Source organism: Bradyrhizobium sp. CCGB01, from assembly GCF_024199795.1.
Taxonomy (GTDB): Bacteria; Pseudomonadota; Alphaproteobacteria; order Rhizobiales; family Xanthobacteraceae; genus Bradyrhizobium.
Window position 1 is genome coordinate 6,858,930 of record NZ_JANADK010000001.1, and the last position, 24,984, is coordinate 6,883,913.

Here is a 24,984-nt window from a genome sequence, read left to right on the forward strand (position 1 = left end):
GTTGGGTCTCAAGCCTCGGGCTTGCGAGCCGGAGGATCGAGCGATTGTAGCACGATACGCCGGATCATGTCGGCATATTCACGATACTCGGCGGCCCGCGCCGCGTACAATTCGGCGATGGCGGCCCGGCCGCTGCGCCGGCCGTCGGCAGCCATGCGCTGCACCAGTTCCGCCCGCTCCTCGATGATGCGCAGCGCGACGCGCAAGGCTTCGTCGACCCGCCCTTCCTTCTCCTTGGCGAGTATGTCGGCAGTGAAGGCATGGCCGACCTGACAGCGGAAACGCATCGGGCGCGCCTCCTTGATCGCGGAAAGCACCCCGCCACATCCCGGACAGGTCAGCGCGACGGGATCGGCCATCGCGACGAGCTTGTCGCTCCCGATCCGCTCGCCGGTCGCGATCTCGACCTCAAGCCTGATCTCGGGCGGAATCGGCAAGGCAACTCCCGCCTGCTCCCTGACGAGTTCCGACAGAACGTCGCCCATGGTGGCGCCCGGAACGCAGAGGTCGACGGTGGTCGCCTCGAGCGCATTTCGCGGCATATCGCTGGCGACGGCGTCCGAGGGGTCCTGGACCACCGTCATCCCGCCGCAGCGTTTGATGGCATTGAGGCCGGCTGCGCCATCGGACAACAGGCCGCTCAGGAGCACACCGACGACACGCGGTCCGTGATAAAGGGCTGCGGAGCGGAACAAGGCGTCGATCGCCGGCCGAACCATGTTCTCGCGCGGGCCGCGCCCGAGGAAAACCTGATGTTCCGACAGCATCAGATGGTGGTCCGGCGCGGCCAGATAGACATGGCCCGGCTCGATCGTCATGCCGTTTTGGGCCTGCCGGACCGGAAGCGGGCCGGCACTGCTCGCGACCGTCGATAGGATGCCGATGCCCTGCGCCGGAATGTGCAGGACCACGAAGATGGCGGCCGGCAAATCCGTTGGCAGCCGCCCGAGGATCTGCTTCAGCGGGGCGGTCGCTCCGGCCGAGCCCCCGATGACGATGATGTCGCGGTTGCTCATGGAACCCACCTTCGGTTGCATCGTTTGCACCAAGGCGGGCCTCCGTCTTATGTTCCTATGGCTCGCAGCGGCTGGAGGCGCCATGGCGATATCGCCCACATTGTCACCTCAACGAACCCAACTGGACGGGCGGCGCATTCTCGTCGTCGAGGACGAATATTTTCTCGCCGATGACATCCGCAATACGTTGCGCGGGCTCGGTGCCGAAATCGTCGGTCCCGTCGGTCACCTCGAGGATGCGCTCAAGATCCTGCACGACGGCAGCATCCTTGATGCCGCAGTGCTTGACGTGAACATCCGCAGCGAGAGGATCTTTCCGATCGCCCGCGAACTGAAGGCGCGGAACGTGCCCTTCGTGTTCACGACGGGATATGACAAGATCATTGTCGGTCCGGAATTTCAGGACGTGCCGCTGCTGGAAAAACCGATCGACCTCGCGGCCATGGCGCAGAAGCTGGCCGAACTCATCGCCGATCCTGCGATTTGACACGCAACGAGGCGTGTTCCTTCGCCATCACGGCAAGACAATCACGGCAAGACACAAGGAACCTTCGATGATCTATGCACCTAATACCGCCATCGACAAACAGCTGCTGAGCCATTCGCACAAGCTGGTTCGCGAGGCCATGTTGTTGCTGCGCAGCAGCGACCATCTCGTGAGCGCGCAACGCCTGCGCGATGAGCTGGAGCAGGAACGCCGCCAGCCGCCGCACCGGGACAGCGCGAGAGGTGGCAGCGACCACTGAACTGCAGGCACGCAGCCGATCAGAACAGATGCGCGAAAGCGAGCCAGGCAGTCACCGCCAGGCACAGGGCCACCGCAGCATAGGGCAGCGCAATGCGCAAATCAGGAAGTCTCCCGGCCGTCAAGTTATCATCATCCAGACGATTGCCGCCATCATCACGACGAAACCCGTGATTGCCGTTGCGACAAAGGCCTGTTCGACGCGATCCATCGCCATCACAGCCCCGTTTTCTTCAGCCTCATCTTTCCAGCAGAGCTAGTCTGACGGCTCGGCGCGCTTTGCGCATTAGGCTATGTGAATCGGCGTCCTTCTTTGTCAGTTCGCGGGACGAGCCGGGCGCCGGCTCGGCTTCATCGACGGCTTTCCTGCGGCGAAAGCCTACTTCAGCGAAATCGTGATCTGGCTGATATTGGCCGCAAGCTCGAGGCCCGCTTTCGGCCCCTGCATGACGATCGTCACGCCCTTCTCGTTGCGCAAGTGGACACCGCTCACGCCTCCGACCAGCGCGAAGCCGCCGCCGACGGAACTGTAGGTGCCGGCGAAGTCGCCGATCTCGCGGATGCCCGACGCCCAGCCGTCGAACCGGCCGACTGTCGCACCCGCAGTGATGCCGAAGCTCATGCCCGTGATCCTGAATCGATAGGCTTTGCCGCGATAGGTCAGCGTGCCGCTTCCGACGCCACCGCCGACAAGAAGACCCGCCTTGACGATCCTGACGTGCACCTGGCCGGCGGCTTGCGCGAAAGCTGGCGCGACTGGCGTAGCGAACACCAGCGCCAGCAGCATGACCGCGATCAGCCGGCCCGCAGGGAGATATGACGCCGTTCCCTGTTCACGGTTTTGCGGCATCGACCTTCTTCCAGGTCTGGTCAGGATCGAACAGCGTGGTGCGCTCGGCGATGACGGCCGTCCGCTTGCCCAGATCCTTCTGGTAGACGGTGCCGGCATGGTTGACCAGGAAGGTCATGACGCCGGAATTGCCGTATTCCGCAGGCCAGGCGATCAGCCCGAAGCCGCCGATCATCTTGCCCTTGACCACGTAGTTGAGAGCGCCGCCGGGCGCATCGCTGCCCTGCGCTTTCAGGATACGGAAATAGTAGCCGTGATAAGGCGCCGGTCCGACATCGCCAGCGCGATAGCCTTCCTTCGAGGCCTCGGCCGCCAGCGCGCCGAGCGGGCTTGGATCGCTGTCATCGCGCCAGAACAGGCCGTCCTTCTTGCCCGGCGAGGAGACGATACGCTGCGCGTAGACGCCCGCGCCCTCGCCGCGGTCCTTGTCGGCGTATTCGTTCTGCGCGTCGACATACGCGAGCGCGGTCTGGATCGCGTCGAGTTCGTTGCGGCCGATGCGACGGCGCAGCACTTCGATCCGTCCCTCGTCGGTATCAAACGTCCAGCCGGCCTTGGTGTTGACCAGCGGAATCGGGAACGGGAAATCGTCCGGTCCCAGCATCAGGGTCGCGGTCTTGTTGCCCTCCGCCTTGATGCCGTGCCTGGCGTCATACATCGACGTGAAGCGCTGGCGGATGTCGTTGTCGGCGACCTCATCGCCGGAGGAGACGATGTCCTCGGCGGCCCTGCCGAGCACCTTCAGGATATCGTCGGGTCCGCTCTTGACCGCGGCGGCGAGCGCTGCGGCTGCGTCCTCCGGCGTCTTGTAGGATTGCTGCGCCTGTGACGCAGAGCCAAGCAGCGCCAGCGCGATGAGGCCCGGCAACACCGCGCGGCGGAACGATTTCAGACCACTCATTGCGTCACCTCCGCAGGGATCTTCGCGCCGCCGGCGAGCCAATCATGGTAGGTGCGGAATGTCAGCCCGAGCTTGTCGTAGTAGACACGCAGGTAGCCGTCGCTGCCGCGGGTCACTGCGTCAGGCATCAGCTGCTCGACCTCCTGCGCCATCACGCCGACATAGGCCTTGTCGCTGCCGATGTAGCTGAAGCGGTAATAACCGAGGCCGCTCGCGAGATGGCCGAGCAGGACGACATCGTGCTTCAGCGCGATATCGGAGCGCCGGCCACCGCCGCCGCCGCGGCCGCCTCCCCCGCCTCCACCGCGGAAGCCGCCGCCTCCGCCGCCACGCATTGCCATGCCACCGCCGCCGCCGCGTCCGGCCATGCTCGGTCCGCCACCACCGCGCGGCATGCTCGCCATGCTGGATCGCCCGCGCGCCGATGCCGCTGCGGCGGAGCGGCCGGACGAGACATTCATCGCACCGCCGCGATTGCCGCCGCCACGGTTCGCCGCACCGCCGCCGGCACGGTTGGCAGCCTTGGCGCGATCGCCGCCACCCTTGGCGCGGTCACCGCTGCCTTTCGCGCGGTCGCCGCCGCCCTTGGCGCGATCTCCAGCACCAGCGCGATCGCCACCGCCGGGCCGATCGCCGCGATTGCCGGCACGGTCACCCGCGCGATCTCCCGCACGATTGCCTGCCCGATCACCGGCACGATCTCCTGCGCGGTCGCCCGCCCGGTCACGCGCGCCCTGATCAGGACGCAGCACTTGGTTGCCGTCACGGCCGCGGAAATCCATCCGGTCGGACGCACCGGCCTTGATGTTGGTGTTGCCGAAGCGCTGCTGGACGTTGACGTTGTTGTAGCGCACGCCCTGGCGATGCGCCGGATTGTGCTGCCAGCCGCCCGCGATGTTGGTGGTGCGATGATTGACGTAGACGTTGCGGTTGCCCCAGTTGCAGCCGCCGCCCCAGTAATTGCCCCAGCGCCCGATTGCCCAGGCCGTGCCGAACGCGAGGCCCGCCGCGACCACGCCCGCGCCAATATAGGATGGATAGCCCCAGTAATACGGCGGATACTCCGCATAGGGCCAGCTGCCATAGACGGTCGCCGGATCGTAATACGGCACATACATCTCCGCAGGATCGGCCTGCTGGATCACGACGACCTGCTTGCCTTCCTGGGACTGCACGCTGACCTTCTGCTGCTTGGTGGTGGCGAGCTTCTTGTTGTCATAGGCCTTGGTGCGCAGGCGCTGGATCGCGTCCATCACGTCGGGCTGCTGCGCGAGAAAGGCATCGCCGAGCTTCTTGGTCCAGTCGAGTTGGTCGCTCATCATAGTCAGGACATCCGCGGTGCTGGCCAGCGCCTTGACGCTGTCGTCCCACCCTTGCTTGTCGACCTCCGTCTTCAGCGCATCGCCCTTCAGGCTCTTGTGCTCCTTCAGCCAGCGGTCGGCCTGCACCACCTCCAGCGGATAGGTCGAGGCGGCCAGCACATTGGCGAGGAGTTCGTCGGGATAAAGCGCGATCGGTGCGACCAGGGCCTCGAGTTGCTCGGGCTTCAGAAGCTCGGCCGTCGGCGCAGGCGGACTCGCCGGCTGCGCCTGCGGCGCCGGGGTCGCTGGTGTCGTGGCAGGCTGCGCCGTTGCAGCGAACGACGTCGCCATCGTGAACGCAAGCACCATCAGGATCTTGCCGCAGCGAAACATCACATCCTCCCTCGGACTTCCAACGGGAGGATCGGGCCGGGGCACTGACATTTGTTGATTAAGATCAACGAAACGAATTCGTCGCGGCTGCTGCAGCGCGAGAGCCGCGCGTCATTCGATCAGTTCGGCCTCCATCAGCAGCCGGTTCGGGACTGCCAGCCCAAGGGCATTCGCCGCCTTCATGTTGATCGCGAGCTCGAACCTGGTGGCGAATTGCACCGGGAGGGTACGAATCTCGGAACCGCGCAGGACGCGATCGACGTAGCCCGCGCCGTCACGAAACTGCTGGGTGAGATCGGCGCCATAGGACATCAGCCCGCCGTTCAATGCGTAGAAGCGGACCGCGAAGATCGCCGGCACGCGATGCTGCGTCAGCAGGGCAATCGTCATTGCGCTCTGGGGTCCGAAGAAGCCACCATCGGGCAGCACGACCAGACCGCCGCCGGTGCGTGCCGCCGTCTCGATCACACCGGCGATGTCGGGGCCACTGCGAACGGCGGCGCCCGCGACCTTGAGGCCGAGGCGGTTTTCCATCTGATGCGCGGCCTGAAGATAATACGGCGCATAGGGCGAGGACTCCGGATTGAACAGCAGCGCGGCATGGCTCATCCCCGGCACCATGTCTTTCAGCAGGCTGAGCCATTTCCCGCTCATCGAGTGCTCATAGAGCGAGAAGCCGGTGAGATTTCCGGTCGGCCGCGCCAGATTGGTGACGAGGCCGGTCCCGACGGGATCGGAGAGCCCGACGAAGACGATCGGAATCCTGTGCGTCGCATCGCGCAGCGCCCGCGTCGTTCCGGTACTGGTCGAGAGCAGCACGTCCGGCCCGGCGGCGACGAGCTCGAGCGCCTCCGAGCGCTGCCTTGCGGGATTGGGACCCGGCCAGCGCACCTCCAGGCGATAGTTCTGGTTGGCGATCCAACCGCGATCGGCGAGCCCCTGCTGAAAGGCGTCAACTCGCATCTGCGCGCCGGGATCGCCGACGACATTGCCGGTGAGCACGCCGACCGAAGGCATCCTCTCCTGGGCCCTCGCCAAGCCCGGGAATGCAGCCGCCGCACCAAGCAGCGACATGAACTCACGGCGTCTCATGGCCACTTACGCTCCCCAACACGCGCCCCGCTCCCGGTCATCCCGCAACCGCGAAAGGAAAAGGCCTCACCGAACCCCGAGGTTTGATCGAGATCAAGATAGCGGCCGTCAGCGAGCGATCGGAAGCCGGATCGTGAACAGCGCACCGCCCGCCGGCTGGTTCGCTGCGGCAACCGTGCCGTGATGTGCCTCGATGATGGTCGCGGCGATCGCGAGCCCCATGCCCATACCTTGCGGCTTTGTCGTGAAGAACGGATCGAACACGTTCGCCAGATCGGAGGCGGCAATCCCGGGCCCGGTATCGGTGACCCTGACCTCCGCCTGATTGCCGGCGCGCGCAGTCGAAACGCTGACCTCGCGTTTTCCGGCGTCCGCGTCGGAGATCGCATCTATCGCGTTGATGATCAGGTTGAGAACCACTTGCTGAAGCTGGACCGGGTCGCCCTTGATCGGTAGATCGGCCTGAACAGGCATGTAGGTCAACGTGATCCGGCGGCCATCGGCAACGGCTCTCACCAGACCGATGGCTTCCCGCACCGTGTCATTGAGCTCGATCTGCTTGATCTCGAATGGCGTCTTCTTCAGAACACTGCGCAGCCTGCGGATGACCTCGCTCGCCCGCTGGTCGTCGCGTCTGATGTCGGCGAGAATCTGACGGAGCTCGCTGATGTCGGGCGAAGCGGACTTGAGCATGAGCTCAGCGGTCTCGGCGTTGGTCAGGATGGAGCCGAGCGGCTGGTTCAGTTCGTGCGCGATCGACGTCGTCAACTCGCCGACGGCGGAATAGCGATTGGCGTGAGCAAGTTCGGCCAGGCGCTGGCGCGACTCGACCTCAGCGACGCGGCGGCGCTGGCGCTCGTGCAGCAGCCCGCTGATGAGGCCCGCCTGCACGAGGAATACGGCCGAGATCAACAACATCTGCCAACGATAGCGCTCCCAGATGCTGGGCTCGCGAAACACGACCTCGCTGCCGGGAGGCAGCCGACTCTCGCTGATGCCCCACCGCCGCAACTCCCGCCAGTCGTATTTCGGCGGCGCAAATTCGATGGGCTCGGACTTGATGCTCTCCGGCTTTTCGCCGCCCAGGATGCGCATCACGGCGTTCACCGTCTTGCGGCTCGTTTCATCGACCGAATGCATCGGGCCGCCGACGGTGCTGCCGCCAAAGAACGGCTCCTGATAGGAAAAGATCGGCGCGTTCGCGACGGCGTGCAGGCTGCGGAGCGCAAGGTCGCCCTCGTGGACGATGCCGGCTCCGTCGACTGACATCAACCCCCAGAACAACACGGTATGAGGCGAAAGTTCCGATGCACGCTTCAATATCTGCTCGAACGAAAGGTCCGAATACCAGACGAGATCGAGCCGGCCCTCCAGCGGCTTCAACTCCCGTTTCACTTCGTCGACCCAGAACTTTTCGAGCGGCGAGGCGCCGATCACGATCGCGGCCGCCCTGGTGTCCGGCAGAAGCCGGAGAATATTGTCGAACACCGCCATGAAATCATTGCGGATCGACACGACGACGTCATTTCCGGTGAGGTCGGCGCGGTTCACCAGGCGGTGCTCGACCGCGCTCAGCACCATCGGAGCATCAGGAAAGAGCTTCATCCGGTATTTCTGGACGAACCGCGCCGCGGGCGCGCCGATGCTCAGCACGATGTCGGGCTGCGCGCCCTGATAGAGCGAGCCGAGATATTCGACGAATGGTGCCTCCGGCCCCGGATTGTTGAAGCGCGCAGTGAGCAGAGTGTGCTCCTGGACATCGAGCGGCCAGAGCGACTGCCGCTCGAGCTCGGCCTTGATGCTACGCGCATATTCGCTCCAGGGCCGGAATTCCCGCCCGAAGGAATGCAGCACCAGCACGCGCTTGAGCTCGCGGTAACGTGCTTCGCCAAGCCGGGCGGCATCGGCCGGCGAGGACAAGACGCAGGCAACCAGCACCAGGCCAAGACGAAGCCACGTGATCGCCATCGGCCACATCCTGACCGAAACGCTGGCCATGCGCCCGCTCATCTGCTCCCTCGACGGCCTTTCGAGCCGATCTTGGCTGCAATTCTAGCGGTAACTGTGCGGTTTCGACAGCCCCCGAGGACGCTATCCCTGGGTCTCAATGGCCGCTCAACACCAGCGTCTGGATCGGCAGCAGCAACGCCTGGATGCGTAGCAGGAGCGCGTGGACCAAGCCGACGCCGTCGACGACATGCAGGGCAATCTTCCGGCTGGTCGAAGTATCTTTAGCGGAGATTTCCTCGTGATTGCTGGTGTAGGCATTAACGATGCAACTGCTGCCGGGCGTGACGCCGTCGAGCCCGCCCTTGTACAGCGGCTCCATGAACACCAGGATCGTGCCGGGCCGCACGGCGTTTTGCGCCTCGATCAACTGCTCACCGGAACGAAACTGCCCGGCGGCGATATAGTCCTGCACCGTCGTGATCACCATCGGGATGATGACCCAGGGCTTTGAAATGCAGGTCGCCTCCGCAACCATGCCCGTCTTCATCACCTGGGCCTCGATCTGGCCGAAACCGGCCTGAAGCAGCTTACGGCCGGCTCCTTCCGGAATCAGCACGCCCGCCGGGCGCATCAGCTGATTGACGACGTCACCAGTACGGATCAGGAACTGCTCGACGCGCCCATCGACGCCGGCACGTACGATGGTCTTGTCGAGGTCGACCTGGGCCTGATCGCGTGCGGCTTCCGCACTGGCCTTCTGCGCCGGCAGCAGGGTGGAGACCTGCAGCGATGCGGACTGCCTTGCGGCCGTCGCTGCGTCGATACCCGACTGGCGCTGATCGACCAGCACCTGGAGCTTGTCGATGTCACGCTGCGGGACGATGCCGGGATTGCGGCGCTGGAGCTCGCTCTTGACCTCGAGCTCGTCCTTGGCCTGCTGATAATTGGCTCTCGCTTCACCGAGCTGCGCCTCCGCCTTGACCACGTCCGCCTGTGCGGTCTGCATCGCGGCATCGACCTCCGCGATCTTTCGCTTTGCCGTCTCGTAGGCGGCCTGCTGCTTCGAGGCATCGAGCGTGAACAGCACGTCGCCCTTCTTCACGGCTTCGCTGAAGCCGACCTTGACGTCGGCGACACGGCCCGAGCCCTCCGGCAGGATCGGCACCGTGCGGAAATAGAGCGTCGCGGACGACGTGGAGGGATGGAAGTAGAAGATCATGGTGATCAGCGAAACCGTCAGCATCAGGCAGCCGGTGATGCCCCATCTGAGCTCGTACCAGACCGAGAAGAAGGTGATCTCCTTGCCGAAGCGCTTGCCCTGGACGTAACGGCGATACAGATAGTCCGGCAGGATCGTCAGCAGCGAGCAGAACATCAGCTCAAACATGGCTGTGCTCCTTCTCCTTTGCGGGACCCGGCTTGTCCGCAGGCGGTGGCTCAGTCCCGATCCCTGTCCGGACTTCCCCACCATCGGCGGCGGGCGTCGCATCGGCAATCTTCTCGACGGACCCGGCGATGCTGCGCAGCGGTGTGCCAAAATCAGGCAGATCGATCAGCGCAAGCAGCAGGCCCGCGACCCAGAAGATGTGCATATGCGTGAACAGCGAAATGAGGCCGAGCACTGCGACGAGTTCGAATTGCAGCTTTTGCGATTTATGCGCCATGCGCTCGGGCAGGCTGTGCAGCTTCCAATAGAGCGTACCGACCCAGAGCACAGTGCCGACCAGGAATACGCCCATCACCACCATGAGCGGATCGGTTCCGCTCCCCGGCGCGAGATAGAACGGAAGATGATGTGGGGCCATCGGATGAAGCTGGTCGCTCAAACGTCTCTCCCGGTCAAATGCGCCTGTACGGCACTGTGTTCAGGCAGGCTTCGGTTTGCTTGATTTGAATCAAGGGAACGCCCTCTCCCGGACCTAGCGTTCCCTGGACGCCGATTTGCACAATCATCAGGAGCCGCACCATGCCCGGCCTCGACGATCTCATTCCCAACGCCGCCCAGATTCGCAAGGAAGCCGCCCTCAAGGAGGCCGAGAAGGCTGACGAATATGTCCGCCTCGCCGCCGCCGCTGAGGCCGAGAAGCGGGCGCTGATCGAGCGCCTGAGCAAGCCCTCCGGCAAGAGCGAGGAGGAGAAGATCAAGCTCGCCTCGACCATCATCCAGCGCGCGGTGCGAAACGGCCTGACGGAGGTGCTGGTCTATCGTTTCCCCAATTCGCTCTGCACCGACAAGGGACGCGCCATCAACCAGATGGAAAAAGGCTGGGAGAACACCCTGACCGGCATCCCCAAGGAGATCTACCAGCTGTGGACCGACTATCTGAAACCGCGGGGCTACCGCATCGCCTATCAGATCATCGACTTTCCGGGCGGTGTGCCCGGCGACATCGGCGTGACCATTTCGTGGGACGATTGATTCCCGGGACGATTGATTGCTGATGCTCGCCGAGCGCAGCAGCGAAAGGACAGGCATGGCCAAGGATGCGCCCGCGGAGCGGATGAAGCGGAAAGACTATGAGAAGGAGCTCGAGAAGCTCCAGGTCGAGCTGTGCCATCTTCAGGACTGGGTGAGAGCCGAGAAACTGAAGGTGATCATCATCTTCGAAGGGCGCGACGCCGCCGGCAAGGGAGGCACCATCAAGGCGCTGACCGAAAAAGTGAGCCCGCGGGTGTTCCGCGTCTGCGCCCTGCCCGCACCGTCCGACCGGCAGAAATCTCAGCTGTTCCTCCAGCGCTACATCGAGCAATTCCCGGCCGGCGGCGAGATCGTGATCTTCGACCGCAGCTGGTACAATCGCGCCGGCGTCGAATATGTCATGGGCTTCTGCACGCCAGCCGAGCACAAGCGCTTCCTGGAATTGTGTCCGCAGGTCGAGAAATTCGCCGTGGATGCCGGCATCATCCTGATCAAGCTCTGGCTGGAGGTCGGGATGGAGGAGCAGGAGCTCCGCTTCAAGGCGCGCATCGAGGATCCGCTGCGACAGTGGAAGCTTAGCCCGATGGACACCGAGTCGTTCGGGCGCTGGTACGACTACTCGCGCGCGCGTGACATGATGTTCGAGGCGACCGACACCAAGCATGCGCCATGGCGACTGATCCGCTCCGACGACAAGCGGCGGGCACGGCTCAACGTCATCTCGCACATCCTGAGGACGATCCCCTACAAGAAGATCGCGCGGGCAAAGGTCAAGCTGCCGAAGCGGTCCCACAAGGGACGCTACAACGACCAGGCGAGCCTGCGCGGACTGAAGTTCGTCGAGGAACGATACTGAAATGCGAAACGGGCCGCGGTGACGCAGCCCGTTTGCTTTTGCGACCCGCGCGACCAGTCCTGGGCTTACTTCAACTTGATCGTGACGCCGCCCACCGCAGCCGACACTTCCGCGCCGACCTTCGGACCGCTGAGCTGAAGGATCACGCCATTGCCGTTCTGCAATTGAACGGCGCCGGCGCCGGCGGCAACGGCTCCGCCCGCACCGCCCACTGCGTAAGAACCTTCGATCGACTGCGGCCCCTTCAGATTGAGGGCGCGGCCGACGAACTTCGTGGTCGAGGCGCCGACCGTCAAGCCGACGCTCATGCCGGAGACGGTGAATGGATATTTCTTGCCGCGGTAGACGAGAACACCCTCCCCGCCACCGACGCCGACAATGAAGCCGCCCTTGGTGAAGACGACGGCGACCTGGCCGGTATCGGCATGCGATGGCGTGGCGAAGCCGGTAAATGCCGCAAGCGTGGCAACCAGGACGGCACCGGTGGCAAATTTTCTCATGACGTTCTTTCTCCTTTCGTTATGACCCCTTGGGGCAAAATGGTGCGGGATCGTGAGTTTGGCGCCGGGAACTCCATTGATCCAAGTCAACGGTCGGACGCATTCTGATAAGGCCGTCCACCACGGCGATCGTTCGCACGCAACGCGCTGGTCAGATCGTCCGTTGCGCGGTCGTGGCCTGCTCTTCGAGAACACCGTCGAGCGAACGCAGCCACTGGCCACTGTCGGTCTTTTCGCCCAGCCCTTCCGCACGTAGAAGGTCGCGGAGCTGCGCATGCGCCCCGGCGATGCAGAAAGTGACCTTTCGCGAGGCAAGCTCGTCGTAGAGCTCATGCAGCATGCGCGCGCCGGCGAGATCAATATAGGGCGACGCCGAGAGGTCGCAGACAACCAGCCGAATGTCGGGCGATGTCCGGAGCGCGATCAGCACCGTATCAAGAATGGTCTCGGCGTTGATGTAGAGCAGCGACGCTTCGGGACGGAACGCGACAATGCCGACCAGCGGCTCGACCCCCTCGTGCCTTGCGCTGTCGGAATAGCGGCCCGTGCCGGGCAGACGGCCGAGGAACGCCACATTCGGTCTCGAAGCCCGTGCCAACAGGAGGAAGATCGACGCGATCGCCGCCAGCAGGACGCCCTGGAGGATGCCGAGCAGCAATACGGCGACCAGGGCAATCGCCGCCGCATAGAAATCAATCCGGCTAACCTGCCACATTCGCAGCAGCGCGCGGACATCCACCAGCTTGTACACTGCGGCAAAGACGATGGCGGCGAGCACTGCCTTGGGCAGATTGGTCAGGAGCCCCGTGAAGAACAGCAGACACAGCCCGAGCGTCACCGAGCAGATCACCAGGGCAAGTGGCGTCCGGGCGCCGGCATTATCATTCACGGCCGATTGCGATAAGCCGCCGGCGACAGGATAGCCATGGCCGAGGGCCGCCGCGAGGTTCGCCGCGCCCAGCCCCAAAAACTCCTGCCGCACGTCGAGCGGATAGCCGTGCTTGGCGGCGAAGCTGCGGGCGGCTGAAACGCCCTCGATATAGGCCAGCAGCACGCACCCCGCCGCGAGTGGAAAGAGATCGTCGAATTCCAGCAGGCCGAAAGTTGGTATCCCGAGCGCCGGCAGGCCCTCCGGGATCTTTCCGGTGACGGGCACACCGAGAGCCGGGAGGCCAAGCAGAGTTGCCATTGTGATCGCGAGCGCGACGATGGTGATGCCGACCGGTTTGCCCGGCAGGAGCCGTTCGCCGAGCAAGAGCAGTAGCAGCGCGATTGCGCCGACAGCCAGCACGAGCGGGTCGATGGCGCCAAGCTGCCCGACCAGCTTGACGGCCCGGTCGAAGAAATTGTGGCCGCCGCCGGCAACGCCGAACAGGCTCGGCAATTGGCTCATGATGATGGTGAGCCCGGCACCGGCCTTGAAGCCGACCAATATGCTGTCGCTGACGAGCCGGACCAGAACGCTGAGCTTGAACATCCACGCGATCAGACACAGCACCGCGACCGCAAAGGCGGCAAGGCTTGCGATCTGGGCATAGCGTACAGCATCTCCTCCGGCCAACATCCCGACGGTGCCTGCAATCATCAGCGAGATCGCCGAGGTCGGCCCGATCGCGAGCTGCCGCGATGCTCCAAGTAACGCATAGCCGATGCCGCCGAGCATGTAGCCATAGACGCCGATCTGCGGCGGCAGGCCCGCCAGCGCGGCATAGGCGAGCGAGACCGGGATGGCGTAAGCGGCGAGCGTGATGCCTGCAACAGCGTCGGACGGTAGCCACTCGCGCCGATAACCACCAAGCCATCCGGCCGGCGGAAAGAAGCGCGTCCAGGTCGGTTCGGGAGGCGAACTCATCTGATCAGCTCACGTGACGTCACTTCGCAGCACAACAAGACGATCAACAGCGCGACCACGGGAAGGCCAAGCGCGAGATAGGGGATGGTCTTGGTCACGAACGCACCGGCGGCAGCACCGAATCCGAACACCACGCACAGAGCGAACAAGATGCCGGAGGGTACTCATGTCGGCGATATCGGCTGTCGCAAACTCTCTTCATCATGTCATAGGCATCGCCTCGCCTCCGCCGGGGCTTGATCTGGATCAAGCAATCTTCTCCCGCTGCCAATCAAATCCAGCGCAACGCGCCGGGGGATATGCGACCATGGACACCGTCAGGTGGATCATCACCACCGCACGGGAGACATTCCTGCTGCTGGCGATTTGCGCTCGGCACCATTCTCGGCCGCCAGAAGACTCATGGGTTCTCGATCGGGATGACCGCCTGCATCCTGATCGTGTCCGTCCTGATCGGACAGCTCGGCAGTTTCACCTTCCCGCCGACCCTCCGGGCCGTGCTGTTCAGCCTGTTCGTATTCACCATCGGCTATCGGTCAGGGCCGGAATTCTTCGCATCCCTGAGGTGACCATGCATCGCTTGATCCTCCGGTTTTTCGCGACCGCCTTCCTCGTTCTGCTCATCTTCGCCGCGCGTGCGCGCGCCGAGGACGAGGTCCGCATCCAGGAAGAGATCTGGGCCCTTCCGCTAGCGTTGCCGATGTTCGCCTATCTGGTGCGTCCGGTCGGCGACGGCCCGTTCCCGCTCGTGATCATGAATCACGGCGTCTCGCTCAAACCGACCGATCGCAGCTTCTTTCCGCTGGTCGAATTCCGCGACGCTGCCAAATGGTTCGCAAGGCGCGGCTACCTCGTGGTGGCGCCGGTCGGCAGCGGTTATGGCGCACAGGCGATCGACATTCCCGAGCGCGCGCTTTATGGCCCGTTCTTTTCGAAGGTCGGCAAGTGCACCAATCCCAATTTCCACGATGCGGGCCTCGCGGTCGCCCAGGTCGATCTCCGGATCATCGACTACATGGCGGCCGAGAAGCGCATCATCCCGGACGACGTGATCGTGGTCGGGCAGTCCGCCGGCGGCTGGGCCTCGATCGCCTTGTCGAGCCTGAACCCGCCGCCGGTGAAGGCCATCATCGCCTTCGCCGCCGGCCGCGGCGGCCGGGTGGACGGCAAGCCGAACAACAATTGCGCGCCGGACAGGCTCGTCGAGGCGACCGCGGATTTCGGCCGCACCTCGCGCGTGCCGATGCTGTGGATCTACATCGAGAATGACACATTCTTCGGTCCCGCCCTGTCGCAGCGCATGCATGCTGCCTTCATCAGCGCCGGCGGCCGGGCCGAGTATCATCTGATGCCCCCATTCGGCAACGAGGGGCATTTCTTCATCGGCTCGCCGGACGCGATTCCGCTGTGGTCGCCGCTGGTGACCAAGTTCCTCGATGCGCAGAAATAGCGCTCCGATCCGGAGGCGTGACCATGCTCAATGCCCGTGACTGTCTTGCTGGCCTTCTTGCCATCGCCATCACCGGGACCACGACATTGCCCGGCCGTGCCGCACCAAAAACAGCCCAGGCTGACAAGCCGGCCGAAGTCGCAACGCGTGGCCAGCGCGAAGCGAAGGACATCAGCTACGGCGATTGGCAGAAGCTCTGCTTCAAGGCCGGAGGTGCACCCACGCTGTGCCGGACCTCGATCACCGGGCAATTCGCGACCGGACAGACGGCTGTGCGCGTCGACCTGATCGAGCGCGAAGACGCTGCCACGGCCCGCCTGCAACTGTTCGTGCCGGTCGGCATGTACCTGCAACAGGCACCCAGCTTGAGCATCGACCAAGGCGCCTCCTTCCGCGTGCCCTATAATTGGTGTCTCACCAATCTATGCATCGCGGCGGATGTAGCGGCGCCGGAGGTCATCAGGGGAATGGAGGCCGGCAAAACGCTGACGCTCGAACTCGTCGATTCCAACCTCCTTGCCCTGACGACTTCGATTCCGCTGGCGCAATTCGGCTCCGTCCACAAGGGCGCGCCAGCCAGGACGCTCGAGCAATATGTCGACGAATAACGCCCCGAGTGGATCTACGGGATGCCGGCGCGTTCGACGGATTCGATCAGCGACTGCGCCATGAAAGGCTTGATCAAATAGGCAATGCAGCCCGATGCAAGCGCCGCGGCGCGGTTCGCGGGGCTGTCGTTGCCGGTGATGTAGATCACCGGCGCAGTGACGCCCTGCTCGGCCAGTTTCCGCCGCACATCGATACCCGACGTTCCACCGAGATTGATGTCGAGGACGATGCAGATTGCGTTGTCAAATCGCCCGTACTCCAGCAAGGCCCCTGCGGAGTCGAACAGTGTCGCGTCGAAACCGTGCCCGCGCAGCAGCCTGTTCATGCTGGTCCGCATGGACAGATCGTCATCGACGACAAAAACGGACTGGCCTGGCGGCAAGACTATCTGCCTTTTCGGGAGATAAGCGAACTGCGAGCGCGGCAACGGGGGCTGGGTACTGGATTCGCATGCTCAGCATTGCCAACCCGACGCAAGTATGTTGGGCACGGCACGCCGTGCAGTGTCAACACGCCTCAATATTGTCCTTTGGTGCAGTCACATCGTGTGGGGAACCGCATCGGAATGACAATGTAGCTAATGCTCATTCACATCGATCATTCCGAGCCGCTCCGCGATCGAAACGAGCTCAGCAAGCGAATGAACCTGCATCTTCTCCATCACCTGATGGCGGTGAGCCTTCACCGTGCGTTCGGTGGTCCCGAGCTCATGCGCAATCTGCTTGTTGATCCGGCCACGCACGATGAGATCGAACACCTGCCGCTCGCGCTGCGTCAGCCTGGCCAGTTGCGCCCGAAAGGTGTCGAGCCTGCTGCGCTGGGCACGCGCCGTCCGCTGACTCGCCAACGCGCGCTCGATCGCGTCGATCAGCTGCTCGGAGGATATCGGTTTGGTCAGGAAATCTTCCGCCCCCGCCTTGATCGCACGCACCGTGGTCGGCGTGTCCGCATGTCCGGTCAGGAAAATGATTGGCAGCATCAGGCCGGACGCGATCAATCGCTCCTGCAAGTCGGGACCGCTCAATCCGGGAATCCGCACGTCGAGCAGGATGCAACCAGCCTGCTCGTCATCCAGCGCGCCATCCAGCAACTCCTGTGCTGACGCATAGGTCGCGACCTGATAGCCCGCGAGCTTCAGCCGGCGCGCGATCGCCGTCCGAAAGGACTCGTCGTCGTCGACCACGTGAACCAAGCCCGGCACCTTCACCTCTCACCTAATTCCAATGAGGACCCTTGACGTCTCCTCATTCTGGAAAGTCTTCCTCAACAGTTTGAGGACCAACTATCTGCGTCGCTATGGGCCAAATCCCCGCAGCGGCAGCGCTTCTCATCCTGCGCACCAAGCCCCCATGCTGTCCCTTGGTACAATGAACCTAGGGACAATGGATTGAAATACCGCCTTGGTCATACATCAACCTCGGCGGGAGTGGGACGGCGCGGCGCATTCCCGACTGCGAAATATTTCGTTTGACGGACCAATTCGGCGGTGAGCTGGGGAGTTGGCCTATGTTTGTTCGCATCGCAACGGATTCCGCACTGCGTCCAAATTCTCTTCGTGACCTCGGCATGACCAGCGATTCAAATGCGCTCGTCAATTTAAGCGAATTTTCGTACAGGAAAGGCACCGAGATCTACGGCGAGAAAGAGCCTGCCGAGTATGTCTATCAGGTCAGGTCTGGCGCGGTAAGAAGTTACAAGCTGCTGCCGGATGGCCGCAGGCAGATTGGAGCATTCCACCTCGCCGGCGACATCTTCGGGCTCGAGAACGGTAGCGCCCACCGGTTCACGACGGAAGCGATCGTGGACACCACGGTGCGCCTGATCAAACGGCAAAGTCTCGAGACGGTCGCCGAGAGCGATGCCATGGTGGCCAGAAATCTGCTCAGCATGACCACGAACAATCTCCAGCACGCGGAAGACCACATGCTGCTGCTCGGACGCAAGACGTCGCTGGAGCGGGTCGCGGCGTTCCTGCTCGAGATGGACAAGCGGCTGACGGCCGCGGGCGTCATGGCGCTGCCGATGTCGCGGCGCGACATCGCCGACTATCTCGGCCTGACACTGGAAACCGTGTCCCGCGCGCTGTCCCGGCTGCATGACCTCGGCGTTCTTGGATTCATCGGCAACACCCAGCGCCAGATCGTGTTGCGCGACCGGAGCCGGCTCGCCGGCCTCGACTTGCAATCTTGAACTTGCGCTTCATCGGCAACAAGCAGCATCAGATCATCCTGTTGCACCGCCAACAGATGACTTAGCTCGATCTTGAGACCTGGACGGCGATCCCGACGGCGCAATCGAGGCAAGATGCTCGAGCGTCTTGCGCAACACCTCGAACAGGACGGCGGTCGACCAACCGAACATCAGGATGCCGCTCATCGCCGTCATCGGCCCGATCAGCCGCCAAGCCTCGACCGGTGTAACGTCGCCATAGCCCAGCGTGGTGTAGTTGACGAAGGCGAAATAGAGCAGGTGGCTGCCGGCGGGCGCGGCGCCGACGATCATGTAGGCCAATGCCCAGACCAGGACCTCCAGCGTATGCGCGACCATCAGCGACGCTGCGGTTACGACCATTACGGCCATCAAATGCGTCCTGGGCCACATAGTGTGCCGCAATCCCGCCCTGCGGGCAGCGCCGATGGCCGCAATGGTCACCAGAGCATGAATCATGATGTCGATCACGCTGACCAGTGCCCCGACCAGGAACTGAAGCGCCATCCGGACCGCCGGGCTTAATCGCGCTTACGTGGCTGCCGGTCGAGCCGTAGTCTTTGCGCCCTCATGCGGCTGATCTCCTCATTGAGCGCGTCTGTCTTTTCGTCCCGCCGCTCCTTCTTCGATTTCGGCGGCTCGTCGCCGCGCAGCTTTTCGAGCGCTTTCTCGACCGAGAGCTTTGTCGTTTCCGTCATGATGGACCTCGTCTAGGGGTTGATCTCGGCATGCGATTCCAGTGTGACACCGCCCTCTCCGTCATTCTCCCACTTTGCGAGATCGCCCAGATCGTACTTCCCGCCGAGACGAAAGTTCGCGATCTCGTAGGTTCTCTTCAAACCGTCATGCTGCATTTGCGACGAGCGCCGCGTGGGGGCTGGGCGACGGCGAGAGCCGTGCCGACCAGCAGCAAGATCAGGCCGACAACGCAACGCTTCAGGGCGCTTGTCGCTGTCATGGCGGCGTCCTCCCGGCGGTATTTTGGAGGGACGCTAGGAAGGGCGACCATGGGAGTGTTGATTTAACTCAATGGAATCCTGCAGCACGAGTTGAGGATCGGAGGCATCAGACCACCGGCCGGTTTCGCGATGCGCTTCCTCAGCCACGGCTCATATCGACTACGCTATGAGCTCGAGGGCCGACGAATGCACCCGCCCATGTGCTGGTGGACGGGCTCACGCAATATGCGGAGCTTTGGACGACCTATCGCGCGTTCACGCTGGAAAAGGCCGCCCTTGACGGCCGACCCGCTGGCACGCTTCGCCGAAGACGTGCTGGCGGAGCGCTGGCAAGGCAACAAGGCGGTCTGGATCGCGCCCGAAGACAACGGCGGCGAGCTTACGCCGTTTCCAGCCGGCTACGACTATCTGCGAGCCATCCCTGTGCAGGATCGCCCAAATGAGTGAGCTCCTTGGACCGCTCGATTCCGAGGGCCGGGTGCCGCCGCACCAGCAGACACGTGTCGCCGCATTCCTCGTCTCTGCCCACGGGGCCCTGGCGCGACAATCCGCATTCACCTTGCCCGCAAGGTTCGAATCCGCCTGGCAGAGCGAACTGAACGCACAAATCTACCGCGAGACCGAACTCGTCTCGCTGCTGCTGCGCGCGACGAGCTGGGCGCCAGACCCGGGCCTGGGCTATATGGCCGTAGCCTGGGAAAGCGTTTGGTATCCTCAGCCGATCTACGAGATTTCGGACTGGCCGCTAGCGGTGGCGGCCGGTCTTGCCACCCTCGCCCATGCCGTTCACGCCAGCATCCGGCCGGCGGCGCTGTTACCGTTGGAAGCAGATGCCAGCGATCCCTTCGCCATGGCACTGCGCCGCATCGAATTCGAAAGCGGCCGCCTGCTCCAGGCACAAATCCTGTCTCTCAACGGGCCTGACCTCGTGCCATTTCGCGAAGCCGTCGACTCTGCCCTGGAACGGCGCCATGCCGACGTCCGTAGGCAGTGGAGCGAGATGCTGCAAAGCGTCGGAATAAGCCACCGCGACCCAAATGACGGGAAGCCTTGACGCAAATCAAAGGAGTGCAGTGACCACCGGCCAGCATCCTTGCGCCGCCGCCCTTCGCACTGGAGGTTGATCATGAAGACCGTTTCCGTCGAAGAGGCTGTCGCCATGATCCCCAAAGGCGCCAGCGTGATGGTGGGCGGATTCATGGGTGTCGGGACTCCGGAACGTCTGCTCGACGAGATCGTCCGCCAGAACAAGACCGGGCTAACGCTGATTTCCAACGACGCTGCAATCCCCGGCAAGGGCGTCGGAAAGCTGTTCGAGGCGGGCCTCGTTTCGCGGCTGACCGCGACCCATATCGGCCTCAATCCGAAGGCGCAGCAGCAGATGCTGACGAACCAGATCGCGGTCGATCTCATTCCCCAAGGGACCTTCGCCGAACGTATCCGTGCCGGTGGATGCGGCCTCGGCGGCGTGCTGACGCCAACCGGCGTCGGCACCCTGGTCGCGGAAGGCAAGCGTCAGATCGAGGTCGACGGAAAGCCGTTCCTGCTCGAGACCGCGTTGCGCGCGCAGTTCGCCCTGGTGCATGCCTTCCTCGCGGATTACCTCGGCAACCTCGCCTACGCGCTGACCTCGCGCAACTTCAATCCGGTGATGGCGATGGCGGCGGATACGGTGATCGTGACGGCGGAGAACATCGTTCCCGTGGGCGTCATCGCGCCCGATCACGTGATGACGCCGGCGCCGCTCGTCGACTATCTCATTGCCAACGGGTGAGACCATGGACGCACAGACCATCATCGCCCGGCGCGTCGCCAAGGAGCTTCACAGCGGCGACCTCGTCAATCTCGGCATCGGCATTCCGACGCTGGTCGCGAATTACGTCTCCGCCGATCTGAAGGTGTTCTTCCAGTCGGAAAATGGCCTGATCGGCACCGGCCCGATCCCGGAGCAAGGAATGGCGCATCCGCTGCTGACGGACGCGGGCGGTCGCCCGATCAGTGCGTTGCCGGGCGCCTCCACCTTCGACAGCGCGATGTCGTTCGGACTGATCCGTGGCGGCCATGTCGATGTCACCGTCCTTGGCGGCCTCCAGGTCGACGCGCACGGTCACCTCGCCAACTGGATGATCCCCGGCAAGATGGTGCCGGGCATGGGCGGCGCAATGGACCTCGTCAGCGGCGCCAAGCGCGTGATCGTCGCCATGCAGCATGCCGCAAAAGGCAAATCGAAGATCGTCCGGAAATGCAACCTGCCCCTGACCTCGGCGCGGCCGGTGAACATGGTGGTCACCGATATGGCCGTCATCGTTTTTCCCGACGGCAAGGCGACCCTGCTGGAGACGGCGCCCGGCGTCAGCGTCAGTGAGATCATCGCCGTGACGGACGCCGAGCTCGTCATTCCCGACGACGTCGGCGAAATGCAGATCTGACGAGGTCATGGCCATGCCGATATTTGGCGATTTCAACGAGATCAAAGCCGCCGTCGGCACCGAGATCGGCGTCAGCGACTGGATCGGGGTGACTCAGGACCGCATCAACAAATTCGCCGAGGCGACCTGCGACGAGCAGTGGATTCATGTCGATCAGGAGCGCGCGAAGAGAGAGCTGCCCGGAGGCACCACCATCGCCCACGGGCTGTTGTCACTTGCGCTTGCGCCGCTCTTCATCCGCTCGGTGATCGGCCTGAAGGGCCTGCGAAGTACCCTGAACTACGGTGCAGACCGGATCAGGTATCTGGCGCCGGTGCCGGCCGGCGCCAGGCTGCGCGGCCGCGTCACGGTCGCGGAAGCCGAGGACGTCCCGCCTGATGGCCTTCGCGTGAACTATCATCTCGTGATCGAGATCGAAGGCGGAAAGAAGCCCGCCTGCGTCGCCGAGCTGATTGCCTTGCACTACCGCTGAGTCAATTCAGTCGATGATGTGGTAGCCGCCGTCGATATAAAGAACGCTACCGGTGATCAGCCTGGCGCCGTCGAGCGCCAGGAACGCCGTCGCGTTGCCGACGTCATCGATGCTGACGAGACTTCGCGCCGGTGCCTTCGACTGCGCCTTGTCCATGAGCTCGTCGAATTCGGGGATGCCCGATGCCGCGCGCGTCGCCAACGGGCCCGGCGAGATCGCGTGGACGCGGATGCCCTTCGGGCCCAGCTCTGCCGCGATGTAGCGAACCGATGCTTCGAGGGCGGCCTTGGCCACGCCCATCAGATTGTAATTTTCAACCACCATCTGACTGCCGTAATAGGTCATGGTGAATATGGTGCCGCCATTCTTCATCAGCGGCTCGGCCAGATGCGCCATGCGCATGAACGACCAGCACGAGACGTCCATGGTCTTGAGGAAGCCATCGCGGCCAACATCCACCACACGGCCGTGCAGCGCTTCCTTCGGCGAGAAGGCGATCGAGTGCAGCAGGAAATCGAGCTGCCCCCATTCCTTCGTAATGCGTTCGAACACCTGCTCCGTCTGCCCTTCGGCCATCACGTCCAGCGGCATGAAGATCGAGGACTCAAGCGCCTGCGCCAGCGGCTCGACGTGCTTTTTGGCGCGGTCGTTGAGGTACGTGACGGCGAGATCTGCTCCCAGCGCGCGAAATGCCTTCGCGCAACCCCACGCGATCGATTGGTCGTTCGCGATGCCGACAATGAGGCCTTTCTTTCCCTTCAGGGCGACCTTGGTATCCGGAAATACGGGAATCATGACACCCTCTTGTGTTTTGCGTCGCGCGATGGCCCGTTCATCAGCAGCGACAGCGTATGCCGTGCAATCATCAATTCCTCGTCGGTCGGCACGACATAGACTGGTATGAGACTGCCGGGCCGCGATATCAGTCGCGAATGGCGCGCGTTTTCCGCCGCGTCGAGCGTGACGCCCAGCCACCCGAACTGCTCGACCACGCGCGCACGGATTCCGGCGGAGTTCTCGCCGATCCCCGCCGTGAAGACGAACGCGTCCAGGCCCTGCAACGCGGCGACGAGCATGCCGGCATTGAGCCCGATCCGGTAGACGAAATGATCGATCGCCAGTTTTGCATTGAAGCTGTCGCTGGCCTCGAGTTCCCGCATGTCGTTGCTGAGGCCGGACAGCCCCTTCAATCCGCAATCGCGATAGAGGAAGTCCTGGATTTTCGCGGCGGACAGGCCCTTTTCGGACATCAGGTAAAGCACGACGCCGGGGTCCAGCTGTCCGGGGCGCGTGCCCATCGGAAGCCCGTCGAGCGCGGTAAAGCCCATCGTGCTCTCGACGCTCTGCCCGCCTTTCATCGCGCACATCGATGCACCGCTGCCGAGATGGGCGACAATCACGCGCAGCCCGGCAATCTCGGGCGCGATCTGCGGCAGGGCTTTCGAAATGTATTCGTACGATAGCCCGTGGAATCCGTAACGCCGCACGCCCTCGGAATGAAGCTGGTGCGGGATCGCGTAATGGTCGGCGACCGCGCTGTGCGTGCGATGAAAGGCCGTGTCGAAACAGGCGACCTGCGGCAGTTCGGGAAAGCGGCTCAGGATCGAGCGGATCGGGGCCAGGTTATGCGGCTGATGCAGGGGGGCCAGCGTGGCAAAGCGCTCGAGACGCGACACCACGCCATGTTCGATCAGCACGGGCCGATCATATTCCGGGCCGCCATGCACCACACGGTGTCCGACCGCGACCGGATGAATCCGCATTTCCTCCCGCAGCCATTCGCCGGCAACACCCATCGCGCCCGGAACATCCGGGACTGCCTCGATCGGATAGGCACGATCGGCCAACGGGTCGCCGGTCGTGCCGCTCGCCCGCAGACGCGGGCGGCTGCCGATGCCCTCCATCTGACCCTTGATCTGGCGCCGCAGCCTGCCTTCCCCCTCGATCGAGAAGACCTGGAACTTGACGCTTGATGAGCCCGCGTTGACGACAAGAATGGTGTCCATGGCGATCACGCCGCAACTGTCGGTGCTTTTTGCCGTCTAGCTTGTGCATAAAGCGCCGCGACGGCGCAGGACGCCATTCGCGCACGCGGCGCGTCGGCGCGCGATGTCAGCACCACCGGCACGCGAGCGCCGAGCACGACGCCGGCGCCATCCGCCTTGGCGAAATAGGCCAGGTTCTTCGCCAGCATGTTGCCGGCCTCGAGGTCGGGAACGACCAGGATCTGCGCCCGGCCGGCGACCTCCGACGTGATGCCCTTGATCCGTGCCGCCTCCAGATCGATGGCATTGTCGAACGCCAGCGGACCGTCGAGCAGGCCGCCGGTGATCTGCCCGCGATCGGCCATCTTGCAAAGCGCCGCCGCCTCGATCGTCGAGGGGATCTTCGACGTCACGGTCTCGACCGCCGACAGGATCGCCACCCGCGGCAGCTTGCCGAAGCCGGCCTGCACATAGAGGTCGATCGCGTTCTGGATGATGTCGCGCTTGGCGTCGAGGTCGGGGAAGATGTTGATTGCCGCATCGGTGACGAAAATCGTCTCGGCATAGGCCGGCACGTCCATGACGAACACGTGGCTGATGCGCCGGTCGGTGCGCAGGCCACCGACCTTCGCCGTGACCGCACGCATCAATTCGTCCGTATGCAGACTGCCCTTCATCAGCAGCTCGCCCCTGGCAGCATGGATCAATTCGACGCTCTTGGTGGCTGCCTCGTCACTGTGCGCCGCATCGACAATCTCGAACGATGAGATGTCGAGGCCAAATTTGGCGGCGGTATCCCTTATCTTTCCGCTAGGTCCCACCAGAAGCGGTCGGATGATGCCGGCACTTGCGCTATCGACGGCACCGCGCAGCGATGTCTCGTCGCAGGGATGCACGACGACGGTCGGCGCCGGCGGCATGGCCTTGGCGGCTGCAATCAGCCGGTCATATTTGCTGGGCGACCGCGTCTGCATCGTGTCCACCGACATGATCTCTC

General features: G+C 63.6%; 33 protein-coding genes and 1 pseudogene. 14 read left to right on the forward strand and 20 right to left on the reverse strand.

What is annotated here, in order from left to right; all coding sequences use genetic code 11:
• Positions 1–8: 8 nt before the first annotated feature.
• Positions 9–1,016: a chemotaxis protein CheB gene (locus NLM25_RS32105; RefSeq protein WP_254121689.1), complete on the reverse strand. Its 1,008-nt coding sequence runs from the start codon at positions 1,014–1,016 to the stop codon at positions 9–11.
• Between the two features lie 82 nt (positions 1,017–1,098).
• On the opposite strand from NLM25_RS32105, the gene NLM25_RS32110 reads away from it, so the two are divergent.
• The 3 genes from NLM25_RS32110 to NLM25_RS32120 are packed head-to-tail and all read left to right on the forward strand — an operon-like array spanning position 1,099 to position 2,021.
• Positions 1,099–1,503: a response regulator gene (locus NLM25_RS32110; RefSeq protein WP_254121690.1), complete on the forward strand. Its 405-nt coding sequence runs from the start codon at positions 1,099–1,101 to the stop codon at positions 1,501–1,503.
• 13 nt (positions 1,504–1,516) lie between these two features.
• Positions 1,517–1,762: a hypothetical protein gene (locus tag NLM25_RS32115; protein ID WP_254139694.1), complete on the forward strand. Its 246-nt coding sequence runs from the start codon at positions 1,517–1,519 to the stop codon at positions 1,760–1,762.
• A complete protein-coding gene (locus tag NLM25_RS32120) occupies positions 1,746–2,021 on the forward strand; it encodes a hypothetical protein (RefSeq protein WP_254139695.1) in 276 nt (91 codons plus the stop codon). The genes NLM25_RS32115 and NLM25_RS32120 overlap by 17 nt, the downstream gene beginning before the upstream one ends.
• Positions 2,022–2,140: 119 nt before the next feature.
• On the opposite strand, the gene NLM25_RS32125 is transcribed toward NLM25_RS32120, so the two are convergent.
• The 7 genes from NLM25_RS32125 to NLM25_RS32155 all read right to left on the reverse strand — a co-directional run bounded on the left by NLM25_RS32125 (position 2,141) and on the right by NLM25_RS32155 (position 10,053).
• A complete protein-coding gene (locus NLM25_RS32125; RefSeq protein ID WP_254139696.1) occupies positions 2,141–2,611 on the reverse strand; it encodes a hypothetical protein in 471 nt (156 codons plus the stop codon).
• On the reverse strand, positions 2,595–3,512 hold the full coding sequence (locus tag NLM25_RS32130) for a DUF2950 domain-containing protein (protein WP_254139697.1): 918 nt from the start codon (positions 3,510–3,512) through the stop codon (positions 2,595–2,597). The genes NLM25_RS32125 and NLM25_RS32130 overlap by 17 nt, the downstream gene beginning before the upstream one ends.
• Entirely contained in the window at positions 3,509–5,206 is a 1,698-nt protein-coding gene (locus NLM25_RS32135; RefSeq protein ID WP_254139698.1) for a DUF3300 domain-containing protein, read from the reverse strand. Before NLM25_RS32135 ends, NLM25_RS32130 begins: the two co-directional genes overlap by 4 nt.
• A gap of 111 nt (positions 5,207–5,317) precedes the next feature.
• Positions 5,318–6,298, reverse strand: coding sequence for an ABC transporter substrate-binding protein (locus NLM25_RS32140; protein ID WP_254139699.1), 981 nt, complete (start codon positions 6,296–6,298; stop codon positions 5,318–5,320).
• Positions 6,299–6,406: 108 nt separating this feature from the next.
• Complete coding sequence (locus NLM25_RS32145) at positions 6,407–8,296, reverse strand: ATP-binding protein (protein ID WP_254139700.1); 1,890 nt, start codon at positions 8,294–8,296, stop codon at positions 6,407–6,409.
• A 106-nt stretch (positions 8,297–8,402) separates the two neighbouring features.
• A complete protein-coding gene (locus tag NLM25_RS32150) occupies positions 8,403–9,635 on the reverse strand; it encodes an HlyD family secretion protein (RefSeq protein WP_254121696.1) in 1,233 nt (410 codons plus the stop codon).
• Positions 9,628–10,053, reverse strand: a complete 426-nt coding sequence (locus tag NLM25_RS32155; protein WP_254141306.1) for a hypothetical protein — start codon at positions 10,051–10,053, stop codon at positions 9,628–9,630. Before NLM25_RS32155 ends, NLM25_RS32150 begins: the two co-directional genes overlap by 8 nt.
• Positions 10,054–10,214: 161 nt before the next feature.
• Between NLM25_RS32155 and NLM25_RS32160 the strand changes: the two genes are divergently transcribed.
• Together NLM25_RS32160 and ppk2 are read left to right on the forward strand one after the other, a co-directional pair.
• On the forward strand, positions 10,215–10,667 hold the full coding sequence (locus NLM25_RS32160; RefSeq protein ID WP_254121697.1) for a hypothetical protein: 453 nt from the start codon (positions 10,215–10,217) through the stop codon (positions 10,665–10,667).
• Between the two features lie 55 nt (positions 10,668–10,722).
• Entirely contained in the window at positions 10,723–11,523 is an 801-nt protein-coding gene (ppk2, locus tag NLM25_RS32165; protein WP_254141307.1) for a polyphosphate kinase 2, read from the forward strand.
• 65 nt (positions 11,524–11,588) lie between these two features.
• Here ppk2 and NLM25_RS32170 read toward each other — a convergent pair whose 3' ends face one another.
• The 3 genes from NLM25_RS32170 to NLM25_RS32180 all read right to left on the reverse strand — a co-directional run bounded on the left by NLM25_RS32170 (position 11,589) and on the right by NLM25_RS32180 (position 14,024).
• Positions 11,589–12,023, reverse strand: coding sequence for a hypothetical protein (locus NLM25_RS32170; RefSeq protein WP_254139701.1), 435 nt, complete (start codon positions 12,021–12,023; stop codon positions 11,589–11,591).
• A 151-nt stretch (positions 12,024–12,174) separates the two neighbouring features.
• Positions 12,175–13,875, reverse strand: coding sequence for a SulP family inorganic anion transporter (locus NLM25_RS32175; protein ID WP_254139702.1), 1,701 nt, complete (start codon positions 13,873–13,875; stop codon positions 12,175–12,177).
• A complete protein-coding gene (locus NLM25_RS32180; RefSeq protein ID WP_309143624.1) occupies positions 13,872–14,024 on the reverse strand; it encodes a hypothetical protein in 153 nt (50 codons plus the stop codon). Before NLM25_RS32180 ends, NLM25_RS32175 begins: the two co-directional genes overlap by 4 nt.
• Before the next feature lie 158 nt (positions 14,025–14,182).
• Here NLM25_RS32180 and NLM25_RS32185 point away from each other — a divergent pair.
• The 3 genes and pseudogenes from NLM25_RS32185 to NLM25_RS32195 all read left to right on the forward strand — a co-directional run.
• A pseudogene (locus NLM25_RS32185) lies at positions 14,183–14,438 on the forward strand (transporter); the annotation flags it as partial.
• An 8-nt stretch (positions 14,439–14,446) separates the two neighbouring features.
• Positions 14,447–15,325, forward strand: a complete 879-nt coding sequence (locus tag NLM25_RS32190) for a S9 family peptidase (protein ID WP_254139703.1) — start codon at positions 14,447–14,449, stop codon at positions 15,323–15,325.
• 23 nt (positions 15,326–15,348) lie between these two features.
• Positions 15,349–15,933 (forward strand): invasion associated locus B family protein, encoded by a 585-nt coding sequence (locus tag NLM25_RS32195; RefSeq protein WP_254139704.1) that lies wholly within the window; start codon positions 15,349–15,351, stop codon positions 15,931–15,933.
• A 14-nt stretch (positions 15,934–15,947) separates the two neighbouring features.
• Here NLM25_RS32195 and NLM25_RS32200 read toward each other — a convergent pair whose 3' ends face one another.
• The gene (locus NLM25_RS32200) at positions 15,948–16,361 is read right to left on the reverse strand and encodes a response regulator transcription factor (RefSeq protein WP_256570772.1); all 414 of its coding nucleotides are present in this window, start codon (positions 16,359–16,361) and stop codon (positions 15,948–15,950) included.
• A 150-nt stretch (positions 16,362–16,511) separates the two neighbouring features.
• Complete coding sequence (locus NLM25_RS32205; protein ID WP_254139705.1) at positions 16,512–17,135, reverse strand: response regulator transcription factor; 624 nt, start codon at positions 17,133–17,135, stop codon at positions 16,512–16,514.
• Positions 17,136–17,440: 305 nt separating this feature from the next.
• Between NLM25_RS32205 and NLM25_RS32210 the strand changes: the two genes are divergently transcribed.
• Entirely contained in the window at positions 17,441–18,124 is a 684-nt protein-coding gene (locus NLM25_RS32210; RefSeq protein ID WP_254121702.1) for a helix-turn-helix domain-containing protein, read from the forward strand.
• A gap of 33 nt (positions 18,125–18,157) precedes the next feature.
• Here NLM25_RS32210 and NLM25_RS32215 read toward each other — a convergent pair whose 3' ends face one another.
• From NLM25_RS32215 to NLM25_RS43965, 4 genes are read right to left on the reverse strand one after another with little or no spacing between them, the layout of a single operon-like run.
• A complete protein-coding gene (locus tag NLM25_RS32215) occupies positions 18,158–18,649 on the reverse strand; it encodes a potassium channel family protein (protein WP_254139706.1) in 492 nt (163 codons plus the stop codon).
• Positions 18,650–18,663: 14 nt separating this feature from the next.
• A complete protein-coding gene (locus NLM25_RS32220; RefSeq protein WP_254139707.1) occupies positions 18,664–18,840 on the reverse strand; it encodes a hypothetical protein in 177 nt (58 codons plus the stop codon).
• Between the two features lie 12 nt (positions 18,841–18,852).
• Entirely contained in the window at positions 18,853–18,981 is a 129-nt protein-coding gene (locus tag NLM25_RS43960) for a hypothetical protein (protein WP_256570773.1), read from the reverse strand.
• Positions 18,978–19,100, reverse strand: coding sequence for a hypothetical protein (locus NLM25_RS43965; RefSeq protein WP_256565519.1), 123 nt, complete (start codon positions 19,098–19,100; stop codon positions 18,978–18,980). Before NLM25_RS43965 ends, NLM25_RS43960 begins: the two co-directional genes overlap by 4 nt.
• Positions 19,101–19,377: 277 nt before the next feature.
• Here NLM25_RS43965 and NLM25_RS32225 point away from each other — a divergent pair, with 277 nt between their 5' ends.
• The 5 genes from NLM25_RS32225 to NLM25_RS32245 all read left to right on the forward strand — a co-directional run bounded on the left by NLM25_RS32225 (position 19,378) and on the right by NLM25_RS32245 (position 22,002).
• A complete protein-coding gene (locus tag NLM25_RS32225) occupies positions 19,378–19,548 on the forward strand; it encodes a hypothetical protein (RefSeq protein ID WP_254139708.1) in 171 nt (56 codons plus the stop codon).
• Complete coding sequence (locus NLM25_RS32230; protein WP_254139709.1) at positions 19,541–20,155, forward strand: hypothetical protein; 615 nt, start codon at positions 19,541–19,543, stop codon at positions 20,153–20,155. Before NLM25_RS32225 ends, NLM25_RS32230 begins: the two co-directional genes overlap by 8 nt.
• Positions 20,156–20,227: 72 nt before the next feature.
• Positions 20,228–20,875, forward strand: a complete 648-nt coding sequence (locus NLM25_RS32235; RefSeq protein WP_254139710.1) for a CoA transferase subunit A — start codon at positions 20,228–20,230, stop codon at positions 20,873–20,875.
• A gap of 4 nt (positions 20,876–20,879) precedes the next feature.
• Positions 20,880–21,530, forward strand: a complete 651-nt coding sequence (locus NLM25_RS32240; RefSeq protein WP_254139711.1) for a 3-oxoacid CoA-transferase subunit B — start codon at positions 20,880–20,882, stop codon at positions 21,528–21,530.
• A 13-nt stretch (positions 21,531–21,543) separates the two neighbouring features.
• A complete protein-coding gene (locus NLM25_RS32245) occupies positions 21,544–22,002 on the forward strand; it encodes a MaoC family dehydratase (protein WP_254139712.1) in 459 nt (152 codons plus the stop codon).
• A gap of 6 nt (positions 22,003–22,008) precedes the next feature.
• Here NLM25_RS32245 and fabI read toward each other — a convergent pair whose 3' ends face one another.
• Genes fabI through NLM25_RS32260 form a run of 3 tightly spaced genes read right to left on the reverse strand, consistent with a single transcriptional unit; the run spans position 22,009 to position 24,976 of the window.
• On the reverse strand, positions 22,009–22,797 hold the full coding sequence (gene fabI / locus NLM25_RS32250) for an enoyl-ACP reductase FabI (protein WP_254139713.1): 789 nt from the start codon (positions 22,795–22,797) through the stop codon (positions 22,009–22,011).
• On the reverse strand, positions 22,794–24,008 hold the full coding sequence (locus NLM25_RS32255) for an acetate/propionate family kinase (protein ID WP_254141309.1): 1,215 nt from the start codon (positions 24,006–24,008) through the stop codon (positions 22,794–22,796). The genes fabI and NLM25_RS32255 overlap by 4 nt, the downstream gene beginning before the upstream one ends.
• A 5-nt stretch (positions 24,009–24,013) precedes the next feature.
• A complete protein-coding gene (locus NLM25_RS32260; RefSeq protein ID WP_254121711.1) occupies positions 24,014–24,976 on the reverse strand; it encodes a phosphate acetyltransferase in 963 nt (320 codons plus the stop codon).
• Positions 24,977–24,984: the final 8 nt, after the last annotated feature.